At 47.9% G+C, this 14,376-nt stretch carries 12 protein-coding genes and 1 pseudogene; 11 read left to right on the top strand and 2 right to left on the bottom strand.

Going from position 1 to position 14,376, the window contains the following annotated elements; translation table 11 throughout:
* The first annotated feature begins 75 nt into the window (after positions 1-75).
* The 3 genes and pseudogenes from ACQ5DJ_RS15255 (at position 76) to ACQ5DJ_RS15245 (ending at position 2,764) form a co-directional block, all read left to right on the top strand.
* Positions 76-312: a hypothetical protein gene (locus tag ACQ5DJ_RS15255; protein WP_429843212.1), complete on the top strand. Its 237-nt coding sequence runs from the start codon at positions 76-78 to the stop codon at positions 310-312.
* 102 nt (positions 313-414) lie between these two features.
* Positions 415-627, top strand: a pseudogene (locus ACQ5DJ_RS15250) (DUF418 domain-containing protein); the annotation flags it as partial.
* 94 nt (positions 628-721) lie between these two features.
* Complete coding sequence (locus ACQ5DJ_RS15245) at positions 722-2,764, top strand: molybdopterin-containing oxidoreductase family protein (protein ID WP_429843211.1); 2,043 nt, start codon at positions 722-724, stop codon at positions 2,762-2,764.
* Between the two features lie 91 nt (positions 2,765-2,855).
* Here the strand turns inward: ACQ5DJ_RS15245 and ACQ5DJ_RS15240 are convergent, their stop codons facing one another.
* Entirely contained in the window at positions 2,856-4,037 is a 1,182-nt protein-coding gene (locus tag ACQ5DJ_RS15240) for a NupC/NupG family nucleoside CNT transporter (RefSeq protein ID WP_429843210.1), read from the bottom strand.
* Between the two features lie 207 nt (positions 4,038-4,244).
* Here ACQ5DJ_RS15240 and ACQ5DJ_RS15235 point away from each other — a divergent pair, with 207 nt between their 5' ends.
* Positions 4,245-4,781, top strand: coding sequence for a hypothetical protein (locus tag ACQ5DJ_RS15235; protein WP_392428501.1), 537 nt, complete (start codon positions 4,245-4,247; stop codon positions 4,779-4,781).
* Between the two features lie 52 nt (positions 4,782-4,833).
* Here ACQ5DJ_RS15235 and asnB read toward each other — a convergent pair whose 3' ends face one another.
* Positions 4,834-6,681: an asparagine synthase (glutamine-hydrolyzing) gene (gene asnB / locus ACQ5DJ_RS15230; protein ID WP_429843209.1), complete on the bottom strand. Its 1,848-nt coding sequence runs from the start codon at positions 6,679-6,681 to the stop codon at positions 4,834-4,836.
* 131 nt (positions 6,682-6,812) lie between these two features.
* On the opposite strand from asnB, the gene ACQ5DJ_RS15225 reads away from it, so the two are divergent.
* From ACQ5DJ_RS15225 to ACQ5DJ_RS15195, 7 genes are all read left to right on the top strand, one after another.
* Complete coding sequence (locus ACQ5DJ_RS15225; protein WP_429843208.1) at positions 6,813-8,564, top strand: LytS/YhcK type 5TM receptor domain-containing protein; 1,752 nt, start codon at positions 6,813-6,815, stop codon at positions 8,562-8,564.
* Entirely contained in the window at positions 8,564-9,292 is a 729-nt protein-coding gene (locus ACQ5DJ_RS15220) for a LytR/AlgR family response regulator transcription factor (RefSeq protein ID WP_429843207.1), read from the top strand. The genes ACQ5DJ_RS15225 and ACQ5DJ_RS15220 overlap by 1 nt, the downstream gene beginning before the upstream one ends.
* A gap of 150 nt (positions 9,293-9,442) precedes the next feature.
* Complete coding sequence (locus tag ACQ5DJ_RS15215; protein WP_429843206.1) at positions 9,443-9,790, top strand: DUF485 domain-containing protein; 348 nt, start codon at positions 9,443-9,445, stop codon at positions 9,788-9,790.
* The gene (locus ACQ5DJ_RS15210; RefSeq protein ID WP_017247859.1) at positions 9,790-11,316 is read left to right on the top strand and encodes a solute symporter family protein; all 1,527 of its coding nucleotides are present in this window, start codon (positions 9,790-9,792) and stop codon (positions 11,314-11,316) included. Before ACQ5DJ_RS15215 ends, ACQ5DJ_RS15210 begins: the two co-directional genes overlap by 1 nt.
* Before the next feature lie 89 nt (positions 11,317-11,405).
* Positions 11,406-12,968 carry a solute symporter family protein gene (locus tag ACQ5DJ_RS15205; RefSeq protein ID WP_429843205.1) on the top strand — a complete coding sequence of 521 codons (1,563 nt, stop codon included), beginning with the start codon at positions 11,406-11,408 and terminating at the stop codon, positions 12,966-12,968.
* Between the two features lie 47 nt (positions 12,969-13,015).
* Positions 13,016-13,327 (top strand): hypothetical protein, encoded by a 312-nt coding sequence (locus tag ACQ5DJ_RS15200; protein ID WP_429843204.1) that lies wholly within the window; start codon positions 13,016-13,018, stop codon positions 13,325-13,327.
* A gap of 27 nt (positions 13,328-13,354) precedes the next feature.
* A complete protein-coding gene (locus ACQ5DJ_RS15195; protein WP_429843203.1) occupies positions 13,355-14,296 on the top strand; it encodes a patatin-like phospholipase family protein in 942 nt (313 codons plus the stop codon).
* Positions 14,297-14,376 lie beyond the last annotated feature (80 nt).

Genomic DNA, 14,376 nt, shown 5'->3' with positions numbered 1-14,376 from the left:
TTTGTCCAAAAGTATGTCCTCATCTTGTTCGAATTAGAATAAATTTTAAGCTCCACAAATGGAGGAGGACTCATCATGAGCAACAGATTTGTTTCAATCTCAGGAACGATACAAGTTCAAGACTGGGAGGCTTGGCCTGCCGATAATGAACACGCCAGTGGAAACTTTAGTAAAATCCTCTTTGTAGTCGATGCTCAACCACAGGCATTCGCAATTGTTCCGACGCCAAAGATTTGTGCCGGCGGTGACATTTGGCCTGCATTCGATCTAACAGCTGGGAGGGGGTTACATTGCTTCTTTTCTTCATTTTAACTAATCCGAAAAGATAACTTTTCGGATTAGTTGTTTTAGACAACAGGAAGATCATGGTGTAATAAGTCTACACATTCCTTGCATACAAAAATGTTTTGTAAATTAACCTTCTTTGTATGGAATGAAGCGATGCTTGTTCTTTTCTTGTCACGAGTAGCACTAGATTTAGGGGGACGTCTTCGTAACTGGATCGCTGCTTTGATGGCCGTAGGTATTTGGATGCTTTCTCTACTATTGGCCACGATTTTAGAAAAACATAAGCTGAACGGACCATTAGAAATCGTAATGAGACGATTGGTAAATAAAAATCATTAACTTCTCATTCACGCAGGGGTAGTGCCTTCTTTTTTCAATCGATTATAATAGCCGTATAAAAGCTAGTTACTGTTATGAGAAAGAGGGAACCTCCATGACTTATACGACCCAGGAGAACGGTGTTTTTCCAGCAGTCTGTTCACTTGATTGCCCGGACCAATGTGGATTGCTCCTTCATAAAAAAGAGGGGAAAATCGTCAAAATTGAAGGGGACCCGAGCCATCCGGTGACGAAGGGGAACATTTGCAACAAAGTCCGCAACATGACAGAGCGCATTTACGATCCCAAGCGACTTACGCATCCGTTGAAGCGTATTGGCAAAAAAGGCAGCGGGGAGTTTGTCCGAATCAGTTGGGAGGAAGCCATCACTACCATAACCGAACGCTGGCGTGCCTTGATCGACTCAGACGGTCCCGAGAGCATTTTGCCTTACAGCTTTTACGGAAACATGGGGCGGATTAGTGTGGAAGGAATGGATCGCCGTTTTTTCCATCGTATGGGAGCTAGTCAGCTTGACCGTACGATATGCAATAGTGCAGGGGCGGTAGGGTACAGCTACACGATGGGCGGAGCTTTTGGAACAGATCCGGAAGACACCGTTCATACCAAGCTGTTCATCATGTGGGGGATCAATACGGTTAGCACCAACATGCATCAAGTGGTGTTTGCGGAACAGGCTCGAAAAAATGGGGCGAAAATCGTCGTGATTGATGTCCATAAAAATCAGACGGGTCGATGGGCTGATTGGTTTATCCCAATTTTGCCTGGAACTGACACGGCTTTGGCTTTGGGTATCATGCATGTACTTTTTGCTGAAAACTTGGTAGATTCAGCCTTTATGGAGAAGTATACGATAGGACATGAAGAGCTCAGGGAGCATGTACGTACCTACGATCCTGCTACCGTATCAGCCATAACGGGTGTCCCTATCGACGATATCTACAAATTAGCGAGAATGTATGGCACCACATCCCCTTCCTTTGTTCGCATTGGCAATGGCATTCAGCATCACGACAATGGTGGAATGTGTGTAAGGACGATTGCTTGTCTTCCTGCCTTGACAGGGCAATGGCTTGTCAAAGGCGGTGGGGCCAATAAAGGGAATAAAGGTTTCTTGGAGCACAACAAGCTTGCTGTGCAGCGACCAGATTTGCTGGCAAATAAACAGACGAGAGTCATCAACATGAATGAACTTGGAAAAGCGTTGCTCGATACAGATCCACCGGTGAAATCGCTCTTCGTCTATACGAGTAATCCAGCCATTGTCGCACCGGAAGGAAACAAAGTGCGGCAAGGCTTGGCGAGAGAGGACTTGTTTACGGTCGTACATGACTTGTTTTTGACGGAGACGGCTCTTTATGCCGATATCGTTTTGCCAGCGACCTCTTCATATGAAAATACTGATTTTTACACGTCGTATTGGCATCATTACATTCAGCTTCAGCAACCGGTGATCGCCCCATTTGGAGAGAGCAAGTCTAACACGGATGTTTTCCGCTTGCTCGCTGCTGCCATGGGGTATGACGAACCTGTTTTTCAAGACAGTGATGCAGAGATGGTCAGACAGGCGTTGGAGGGGCACGGCAATCAGCATCTGGAAGGAATCACGTATGAAACTTTGCTTGATAAACAATATGCCAAAGCCAATATGGAACCTTTCTTTTTGGAACATCTTCCAACCCCAAGTGGAAAAATTGAGCTTTACTCGCAAGCAATGGAAAAACGAGGGCTGCCCCCATTACCGACATATACGCCATTGGTGAATGATGGGGATTTCCCGTATTTATTTGTCCCGGGGCCGAATCACAATTATTTGAACTCCACGTTCTCGAATAATGAAAAACATAAGAAGATGGAAAAAATACCTCGTTTACACATGAATATGGCAGATGCTAGTGCTCTAGACATTTGTGATGGAGATACCGTGCGCATATGGAATGAGCGGGGAGAGTGCGAGCTCGTGGCAGCTGTGGGTGAAAATGTTCTCTCGGGTGTCGTCGTGAGCCAAGGCTTATGGGCAGACAACGAGGGTCCGAAGCATTATGTAAATGCCCTCACACCTGACCGAATCGCGGATATGGGTGGAGGAGCGACGTTTTTCTCTGGTCGTGTTGATGTGGAAAAGATTATTGGATAAAAAGCAGCGAGTGTCCGACTGTAGCAGGGCACTCGCTGTTCATAAAAAGTGTCCCTACTGCACACGGCAGAGGGACATTTTCTCATGTCACTTACAGGACGAAGCTGACGACGACACCAGACAAAAGACTAACTAGCGTGGCACCAAACAACAGCTTCAACCCAAAACGAGCGACTACATTGGATTGTTTCTCATTCAGACCTTTCACCGCACCAGCGATAATGCCGATGGAGGAGAAGTTCGCGAACGAAACGAGGAATACAGAGAGAATTCCTACTGTACGTGGGCTCAGTTCAGAAACGACTTTACCCAGCTCAATCATCGCTACAAACTCGTTCGTTACGAGCTTCGTCGCCATGATACTACCAGCCGTCATCGCTTCCGCAAAAGGAATGCCCATCAGGATGGCAAAAGGAGCGAAGACGAAGCCGAGCATTTCTTGGAACGTCCAGCCGAAAATCATGCCGAACAAGCTATTCACAGCCGCGATCAAGGCAACAAAACCGAGAAGCATTGCGCCCACGACTACTGCTACCTTGAAGCCGTCCATGATGTACTCGACGAGCATTTCGAAAAAGGACTGCTTTTCATTGCTTTGAATCTCTAATAAATCTTCTTCTTCGTTCACTGTATAAGGGTTGATGATCGAAGCGATAATAAAGCCGCCAAACAGATTCAAGAACAGTGCCGTGACGACGTACTTCGGCTCAATCATCGTCATGTACGCACCGACAATCGACATTGAAACAGTAGACATGGCTGATGCGCACAGCGTATACAGACGGTGCTCCGGCAAGGAACCGAGCTGTTTTTTTACAGTGATGAATACTTCATTTTGACCGACAATAGCGGAAGCGACAGCGTTGTAAGACTCCAGCCTACCCATGCCGTTAATTTTGCTCAAAACAAAGCCAATTGCCTTCATGATAATCGGCAAAATCTTGAAGTGTCGCAAAATACCGATGAGGACGGAAATGAAGACGATTGGGAGCAACACACCAAGGAAAAAGGACATTTGTCCGTCGTTTACCAGATTGCCAAATACGAAATTGATCCCTTCCGCAGCAAAAGCAAGGAGCTTTTCAAACGATTTGGAAATAGCTGAAACGAATATAAACCCAAACTTGGTGTGCAGAAGAAGAAAGGCAAGCAAAAATTGCAGAGCAATCATGACGAAGATCGGTTTGTATTTGACCTGTTTACGTCCATTGCTCCCTAACAATGCTAACCCGATCACGATGAGTAAGCCAGCGATGGGAATGATGAAATTCATTACAACCTCCAAGAAATTAAATAGTGCTAAACTTAAAAGGCAAAAAAACGCACTCCCCGACAAGAGAAGTGAAAGCGGTTTATATTCTATCATCTCGATAATATGATTGCAATTTATATGTATGTTCAGAATTGTTGTCCGTTACGTTTGGAACGCTGAAATCGGGCGTACTAGCATAAGCCCACCACCATACGGTTTATGGAGGAGGTGAAATCCTTGGATGAGTTGCAGAGGCTCAAGCAGTTTATCACTTCAGCAGAGCATGTCTGGACTCAGATCGCGAATTCGCCGAGAGGAAAGCCTGTTTATACCGTAAACCGTGTGGATTACACGCCATTGCCCGAAAAATACAACACCAAACGAAAAATCTCCCGTATTTTCCGGCGGTATTGGGGAACGCAATTGACGGAAGTGATGATTCGGAATCTCCATTTGCGGATGCTAAAAGGAAAGCTCTGTGTTCCTTATCGTGACATCCCACCTTTTCCAGCAACCGTACTGTCGTTGCAGATAAAAGTGAACCTGCCAAATCATCGGACCGTAGCTGCGATACTGAGCGGGGGAGGGAAAAAAACACGGGTGGACTACCGTTTGATCCGAGTCGGCGCAACCAAAACGTTCACGATTATGAAACGCTCAGGCGAGCAGTTTGATCTGAGATATCAATCTCTTGCTACCATTCCCCTCAACCCGAAACCACAATCGGCACCTAGAACCAAGCAACGGGGAAGAACCAAAAAGTAACGAAAAGCTCCTCAATTCCCCCGAATCATAAGGGGCGAGGAGCTTTTGGTATTTAGGCTCGAATGGAAACACGGTACTCCCGCAGCCAATAATCCAGCTGACCGAGATAGGCGAACAACTGAGGTGTACTCATGAGCTGACCGAAAAACGGAATGCTCGAAGCCTGTGCATCTGACTCGGCAATTTTTCGAATCGTTGGAACATCCACCAGTTGAAGCAGTGGAGAGGAAGAGTCGTTTAATATATCCAGTAGCCAAGAGCGAACAGCTTCCGTATAGGCGGGATTATGTGTTTTCGGGTACGGGCTTTTCTTGCGATACAGCACCTCGTCCGGCAAGATTCCTTCCATAGCTTTTCTCAAAATTCCTTTTTCCCGATTCCCGTGCGTCTTCATATCCCACGGGATGTTCCAGACGTATTCCACGATGCGGTGGTCACAGAACGGAACGCGCGCTTCCAGACTGGCAGCCATACTCATTCGGTCTTTGCGATCCAACAGCGTGTTCATAAACCACGTGATATTCAAATAAAACATTTCCCGTCGGCGAGCTTCGAGCGGATCTTCGCCTGGTAGATGTGGGACTTCATCGAGAGATTCCTCATATCGCATGGCAACGTATTCCTCGGGTTTTACCCAATCACGAAGATCAGGTGATAGCCAGGAGGAACGTTCTTTCGTCGCTCTCGACCAAGGGAACGTTCCGGCATTCAACAGTTCCTCGCGATGAAACCACGGATACCCGCCAAATACTTCATCTGCGCATTCTCCAGAGAGGACGACGGTCGTCTCTTTTTTTATTTCGCGGCAAAACAGGTAAAGAGACGCATCCACATCAGCCATCCCCGGCAAGTCGCGTGCGAGTGTCGCTGTTTTCAGGGATTCAATCAAATCGTCTGTGTCGAACTCAATCGTGTGATGCAGGGTTCCGAGAAACTTTGTAACGAGTTGCACATAAGGTTCATCCTCATTCGGTTGAAAAGCACTCGACTTGAAATGTTTTCGGTTGTCTACGTAATCAATGGAGTAGCTGTGCAGGGTTCCACGACCTGTTTTTTGAAAATGGTCTGCCGCAACCGCTGTTATAATGCTCGAGTCTAACCCACCTGACAAGAGGGTCGAAACGGGCACATCCGCAACCAATTGGCGTTCAATCGAATCCGTGACTAACTCCCTGACACGTTCAGCAGTTGTCTCCAGGTCATCCGTATGTGGATGGCTTTCGAGCTGCCAGTAACGTTTTTGCTTGACGCTATCACGCGTCACCACCAGATAGGAGCCGGGCCGAACCTCATGTACGTTGTGAAAAACACCATGGCCAGGCGTACGAGCGGGACTGATTCCGAAAACCTCCGCCAAGCCTTCACGAGAGAGCTCTGGTTTGACTTCGGGGTGAGCAAGCAAGGCTTTTAGCTCAGAGGCGAGCAGAAATGCACTGCCTCTTTGCGCATAAAACAGCGGCTTAACCCCCATTCGGTCACGGCCGACAAACAATCTTTGTTTGCGTTCGTCCCAGATGGCAAAAGCAAAGATGCCGTTTAGCTTTCGCAGACAATCTGGACCCCACTCCAAATACGTGTGCAAAAGTACCTCCGTATCCGAGTGAGATTGAAAGGTATGTCCGCAAGCAAGCAGTTCTGCTCGCAAATCCTCGGTATTATACAATTCACCATTGTAAATCATGGTGCAGGCATGTTCGTTTATGAGAGCCGACATAGGCTGCTGTCCGCCAGCGGGATCTACGACCACAAGGCGACGATGACCGAGGGCCGCACGAGGAGTCAGCCAAAAGCCTTCTGCATCAGGGCCTCGATCCTTGAGGCATTGGGTCATTTTTTGCAGCACATTACGTTCACCAGATAAGTCCTTTTCCCAATCAATCCATCCTACAATTCCACACATGGTATGATCACCCTTCTCCTGAAGCATTGCACACACAGCGTATGCAATCAGCCTAGCGAGGTTGTCTGTCCAGCAGGGAAATGAGGGTAATATGCGGAATTTATAGAAGATTTAAACTAATGGAGGCTGCGGTGGACAATCTCACGTTATTGCTCATTGAAAGAATGGGTATTCTTTTGACGCTAGCATTTATTTTGACAAGGACGCCGTTGTTTCGCCAGCTTTTAGACCGCGAACTGCACGTAGGGACGTCAATCGCATTTTCCCTCATGTTCGGATTGTTTGGGATTGCAGGTACATATGCAGGAGTGGTCGTGCAAGGGGAGAGCTATCTCCCGGCTTTTTGGATTTTTCGTTTGTCGGATGACGAAATTATCGCCAATTCTACTTTGGTAGGGGTCGTCATTGGAGGTTTGCTCGGAGGGCCTCTCGTTGGCCTGGGGGCAGGTGTCATTGCTGGGCTTCATGTCTTTCAATTGGGAGGATTCGCCGCAGCACCGATGGGCTTGTCGATCCCGATCACGGGGTTGCTGGCAGGATACGTAGCGCGTTTCTTCTCACAGGAGAGGGTTATTTCTCCGTCCAAAGCCATGTTCATCGGCATGTTCGCGCCCATTATTCAGATGTCGCTTTTATTGATCATGGCAGCTCCGCCCGAGTTGGCGCGAACCATGGTCAACGTGATTGGGATTCCGATGGTGTTGACGAACAGTGTTTCGATTGCGATTTTTACGACGATGATACGGGTTGCCTTGCAAGAGGCAGAGCGTTCGGCTGCCATTGAGGCGGAGCGTTCCTTTACGATAGCGGAAAGAATTTTGCCACATCTGAAAAGGGGGCTTACCCCGCAAACGGCTCAGTCAGCAGCCCTCGTCTTACAAAAAGAAACGAAAGCAGCCGCCGTTGCAGTCACCGATCGAGAACAGCTTCTTGCGCACGTTGGAGTGGGGGCAGATCATCATCATCCGGGAGAAGCTCTCAAGAGTGAGCTCGATAAGCGGGCTCTGTATAGCGGTGGAATCGATAAGGGATTCACGCGAGAGAGTGTCGGGTGCAAGCGCAAAAATTGTAACCTGCATGCAGCGATTCTCGTGCCGATTAAAGAGGGAGACAGCGTCGTCGGTCTGATTAAACTCTATTATCGGAGGCCGCAACAAATAGGAAAAGTCCAGGAAGCACTAGCAAAAGGGCTAGGCAACCTAATCTCCAATCAATTGACCCTATCGCTCACGGAGCAAATGAAAGGTTTAATGAAGGATGCAGAGTTGCGGATGCTACAGGCACAGATTCATCCTCACTTTTTGTTCAACACATTGAATTCAATTGTGACCTTGATACGAATTGATCCACAGCTAGCCCGGCATATGACCATTCAGCTTGGCGTGTTCATGCGATTCAACCTAAAGCTCACAGCGAGTCCGCTTGTCACTGTGAGACAGGAGCTAGATCACCTGCATGCTTATTTGGAAATTATCAAAATCAGATTTTCCGAGCAATTCGCTGTTCGTACGATCATTGATGCGGGGGTAGAGGAAGCCCTAATTCCTCCTGGCACGTTGCAGCCGTTATTTGAGAATTGCATTCAGCATGGTGTTCGCGACATCACGAACGGCGGTGAGATCATCCTCCATGTGAAACGGCAGGATGTGTACGTTGTTTTTCAAATCGAAGATAATGGCGAAGGCTTTCCCGACAACTTGTTGCCAGTTCTGGGAAAGGTGCCAATGGAGAGTAAGGAGGGCAACGGAATTGGCATCCATAATGTCAACCAACGTCTGATCAGCTTGTGTGGACAAGAGGCCCAACTTCATTTTGCCAATAAACAAGAAGGTGGGAGTACGATTACCTTTACCATTCCAATTACAACAGAGGTGAGTGCCTGATGCCAATACGCGTCATGATTGCAGAAGACGAGCGACTAGCACGCGAAGAACTGAGCTATTTATTGCTACAAGAAGGAGACGTAGAACTGTTGCCGTATGCCACCAACGGGCGAGAGCTGTTGGAAATGGTCGATGTGCACGAACCGGATGTCGTCTTCCTGGATATGAAAATGCCTGAGCTGGAGGGAGCGCAGGCAGCAAGAATGCTCGCATCACGCAAGCAGCACCCCCTCATCGTTTTTTGTACCGCGTACGAGGAATTTGCCATCGATGCGTTTAAGCTGTACGCCGTCGATTATTTGTTGAAGCCTACAGAGCCCAAGCGGCTGGTAGAAACGATGCAACGAATACGCGAGCGTCTGGTCAAGCCAAAAGCAGAGCCTGTCCAGACAAAACGAACCAAGCTGTTGGTAGAAGACAATAGCAGATTAGTGGTCATTGATCCAGCGACGATTGTATATGCAGTGCGGGAGGAGCGATATGTGCAAATCGTCACCCAAACGGCAACCTACTCGACGCGGATGACCCTGACACAACTGGCGGATAAGCTTTTCGCATACGACTTTTTCCGTACCCACAAGAGCTATTTGGTCAATCTACAATTCGTGAGTGAGCTCGAACCATGGTTCAACGGTGCCTACAATTTGATTCTGAAGGGAGACGGAAGACCTCGTATTCCCGTATCTCGGACCTCCGCCAAGGATTTACTCAAACGTCTTGAGGAGTAAGCCTGGTGATCAATCGTTTGCAGATCGTGGCTAAAAATCTGCCACTGACACACTCTCCCCGACATCTTACGCAGAAAAATACACGGTTAGAAAAGGATTCTCTACAATGTAGGAAGCGCTTACATTTTTGTAGATGAGGGGGAGGTTCCTATGGGCAAATTCGCTTCGGCAAAAAAAGCCGAGGATCAGAAGAAGGATGCTGTTGATTATGCAAAAGTGATTCAGTCAGCCACTTTCAAAGAACTCTTAAGAAGAAAAAAAGCGTTTATTTTGCCATCTTCTATTTTTTTCTTCGTGTTTTACTTTACCCTTCCGATTTTAACCTCCTACTTCACCGTACTGAATCAACCAGCGTTTGGAGCCATTTCGTGGGCGTGGGTATTTGCCTTTGCTCAGTTCGTCATGACATGGGGTCTCTGTATTCTGTACACCAGGCGGGCAGAGCAGTTTGATCAACTCGTAGAGAAAATCAAACAAGAGGCAGGTGGAAGGAGCTAATGAACGTTACTGCATTTTTACTCTTTCTCGGCATTGTTCTTTTGACACTTGTCATCACCTTTTACGCTTCGAAAAAGACGAACACAACTAGTGAGTTTTATACCGCTGGAGGCGGCTTGACGGGTTGGCAAAACGGCCTCGCGATTGCGGGAGATTACATGTCCGCTGCTTCCTTTCTGGGAATTGCCGGGATGATTGCATTGAGCGGATTTGATGGCTTTTTCTACAGTATCGGTTTTCTTGTTGCGTATCTCGTTGTGCTCTACTTGGTAGCAGAGCCTTTGCGTAATTTAGGAAAATACACGATGGCCGATATGATAGCTGCGCGTTTTGACAATAAAAAGGTTCGTGGTGTCGCCGCTCTCAATTCGATTGCGATCTCGATTTTTTATATGATTGCGCAATTGGTCGGAGCAGGGGCCTTGATCAAGCTGCTGTTGGGGCTGGATTACACGACATCTGTATTGATCGTAGGGGCATTGATGACGATCTACGTCGTGTTCGGCGGGATGACAGCAACCTCGTGGGTGCAGATCGTCAAAGCGGTTTTGTTAATGGTCGGGACATTCATCATCTCTATGATGGTTTTTGCCAAATTCGATTTTAATCTCTTGAAAATGTTCGAGCAAATGAAGACGGTGACCCCATTGGGAGAGCAATTCCTCAATCCTGGCAACAAGTTTAAAGTGGGGCTCGATACGCTTTCACTGAATCTCGCGCTTGTGCTCGGAACAGCAGGGTTGCCGCATATTTTGATTCGTTTCTTCACTGTAAAAGATGCTACGACTGCTCGCAAATCAGTTGTGTACGCGACGTGGATCATTGGTGCCTTTTATGTCATGACGATCTTCCTCGGCTTCGGAGCGGCAGCGTTTGTAGGAGCGGGGAATATGGACCCCGCAGGTAACATGGGAGCTCCACTGTTAGCGCAAGCACTAGGCGGTAACTTCTTGTTCGCCTTCGTATCTGCGGTTGCTTTTGCTACCATTCTCGCGGTAGTGGCTGGGCTGGTGCTGACTGCCGCTTCTGCCTTTGCTCACGACTTTTACGGACACGTATTACGACAAGGAAAAGCAACAGAAAAGGAGCAAATGAAGATGGCCAAATGGGCGTCTGTCGGCGTCTCGATTGTCTCTATCTTGCTCGCCTTGTTTGCGCAAAATCTGAACGTGGCTTTCCTTGTTGCGCTGGCTTTCGCAGTAGCGGCGAGTGCAAATCTACCAGTGATTTTGTTCACGATTTTCTGGAAAAGGTTCAATACGGCAGGAGCAATCAGCGGGATGCTGGTTGGCTTGTTCAGCTCTCTCATTCTGGTTGCGTTGAGTCCGAACGTTTGGAATCCTGTAGCTGGAAAAGCCATTTTGGTCGGCGAAGCGCTGTTCCCGTTGCCGAATCCGGGCATTGTCTCGATCCCGTTAGGGTTTTTGGCAGCATGGATCGGAACCTTGTTGTCCAGCTCCCGTGATGATAAGAAGTACGATGAAATTTTGGTGAAAGCGAATACAGGAATGAAAGATTCAGCGTAGAAACAGTAAACGTAGGAAGCTCATGCCACGAAGAGAAGGCTGGGGGTAACCCCTGGTCTTTTTTTCATTTTTGCAAGAAGGGAGAGGTATTGTCCGTGACGACGATCATCTTTTTCCTTGCCGTCATTATCGGAACGATGGCCATCACTTATTCGGCTGCCAAACAGACGGGGACGACGAAAGACTTCTATGCAGCAGGAAATCGTTTAAACGGGTTACAAAATGGCATTGCCATTGCAGGCGATTACATGAGTGCTGCCTCGTTTTTGGGGATTGCGGGAACGATTGCGATGTACGGCTTTGACGGGTTCGTGTATGCGATAGGCTTTTTTGTTTCTTATCTGATTATTTTGTTTTTAGTTGCGGAGCCTTTGCATAATTTGGGGCGCTATACGCTGGCAGACGCGATTGCCGTCAGGTTTGACAGTCTTTGGCTGCGTGGCGTTGTTGCCTGTACGACTCTACTAATTACGATTTTTTACATGCTGGCGCAATTAGTTGGGGCAGGTGCCCTCATTCATTATTTATTAGGAGTTCGTTACGATACGGCTGTCCTGATTGTTGGGAGCCTGATGACATTTTACGTCGTGTTCGGCGGGATGGTGGCGACCTCCTGGGTTCAGATTATTAAAGCGATTTTGCTGCTGACAGGGACATTGATCCTAAGTCTGATCGTGTTTGCCCGTTTTAATTGGAGCTTCTCCGAAATGTTTTCACATGTGAGTACGATTACACCTCTACAGGAACAGTTCTTACAGCCGGGTAATCAACTTCATGATCCGCTGGAAACGATCTCCCTGCATCTGGCTTTGCTTCTCGGTACCGCCGGACTCCCGCATATTATCTCCCGGTTATTCACAGTCAAGGACGCAAAGACGACTCGTAATTCGATTTACACCGCTACGTGGGTCATCGGCGCCTTTTATTTGATGACGATCTTCCTCGGGTTCGGGGCGAGCACGTTTGTAGGCTACGAGGCATTGAGAAATGTGGGCTTTGGGGGGAATCTGACCGTTACGCTCTTGGCAGATGCTCTCGGTGGAGAGTTTTTGATGGCGTACATTGCAGCCGTTGCCTTCGCGACGATATTGGCAGTTGTGACAGGGCTCGTGCTCTCCGCCTCTTCTGCGTTTGCACATGACGTCTACAGTCATCTGATCAGACGAGGGGTGGCATCGGAAAAAGAACAGGTCACCATGGCAAAGCTTTCGTCAGTGGCAGTGGGTGTGATCTCTATTTGGTTGGCTATCGGTGCAGAAAAAATGAACGTGGCAATTCTTGTTGCGCTGACGTTTGCGGTAGCAGCATCATCCAATTTGCCACTGCTGTTGTTTACGTTGTATTGGAAGCGGTTTACCGTGCGTGGAGCCATTTGTGGCGTCCTGACTGGGTTAACGGCATCAGTGGTACTGGTCATTTTAGGACCGACTGTTATGCATCCCCTCACCGGACTTATCCGTGCGGAGCCACTTTTTCCACTGACGAATCCGGGATTGGTCTCTATACCACTCGGCTTTTTAGGAGCTGTGCTCGGAACACTACTGGATCGGCCTGATCCTGATGCTGAGATGAAGTATCAACGTGTACTGTTTCAGGCGTTGACGGGAATCCGAGTTCCACCTGCGAAGAAAACGGAACAAGAATCTGCATAAAGCCTCTCCGCGTGCCCCACTATAGGAGTAGAAGGAGGAGGGGGTAAGTGGGTAGGACGAAAGAGTCAGACGCTTTATCACATGACCAGCCAGATGTATATGAGCGCGCAAGGCTGGCACTGGATGATCTGATAGAAGAGTTATGTGAAGCACTGGAAGAGGAAGATACTGAATCCTATAAGCGAAAAGGCTATGAAATGATCGGGAGCTACTTTCGAGAGCCGGTCAATACCGGGGAATTAACCTTGATCTATGCAGCGGTGCTTGCCGATATCCTCTATAAGCTGGAGTTGACGCAGCAAGGGGAAAACGTAGCAATGGTCCGTGATCAGTACAGCATGATGAAAAAAGACGATTGAGTGGCGACCCCGTTTGAGGGTCGTTTTTTGATTGGCACGATCACGCTCTGCATGTTTCGGTGGCCAACCATTCATACTACGGATAAACGACATCAAAAATGGGTGATTGGTATGGAAAAGGTCGGGCTCGTTTTGCAGGGAGGGGGAAGCCGTGGGATTTATACCGCTGGCGTTCTGGATTACTTCATGGAGCAGGAGCTATATATCCCGTATGTGATTGCCGTGTCAGCAGGTGCGTGCAATGGAGCGGCATACTTGGCGAGGCAGCACGGATTGGGCAAGATTTATCATATGAAATACATTCGCGACCCCCGCTACTTTCACTATAAAAATTTGATCACGAAGCGCTCGCTGTTTGGCATGGATTTTATTTTCAATGAGATGCCCAACAAGTTGGAGCCATTCGCCTTTGATCAGTTTCGCGAAGCGAAGGAACGGTTTGTCGTCGTCACAACAGATTGCGCGTCAGGAGAAGCCGTTTACTTTACGAAAGACGACTGTGAGGATATTTTCCATGTGATTCGGGCTTCGTGCAGTCTTCCGTTTCTATCACCTAAGGTTACGATTAACGGACGTAAGCTATGGGATGGTGGCATCGTGCATCCAGTCCCTTTCATGAAGTCCATGCTTGATGGTAATCAAAAGCATATTATTGTGCTTACTTCTTCTTGTCCGCCAGGTGAGTGGATGCGCCAGCTTTCGCGTGTCGAGCGTCTTTTTTCCAGAAGTACGCGCTTGTGCCAAGCATTCATTCGTCATTATCGTACCTATTACGAGACGATTGAGCAGATCAAAGAAATGCAGAAGGAAGGCAGAGCGTTTGTCATCGCACCACCAGTGGGTACTTTTCTACGAGGTTTTGAACGTCAAGAGGATAAGCTAGAGCATTATTACAGACAAGGCTTCCATGATGCTCGTACCCAATTTTTTGGGCTTTGTACATGGCTAGGTCTTGGCAGGAACAAGTGAAAAATGAGGAAACATCAGTCCCGTGGATGTTTTTTCGGCAAAATCATGCGAAACAGGTTTTTCCAAAGCGAAGATAGGGA

Origin of the sequence: Brevibacillus sp. FIR094 (assembly GCF_050477165.1) — a bacterium.
In the GTDB taxonomy this organism is placed as follows: Bacteria; Bacillota; Bacilli; order Brevibacillales; family Brevibacillaceae; genus Brevibacillus.
Note: the sequence above shows the minus strand (reverse complement) of the source record. Positions and strands in the feature narration are given on the sequence as shown.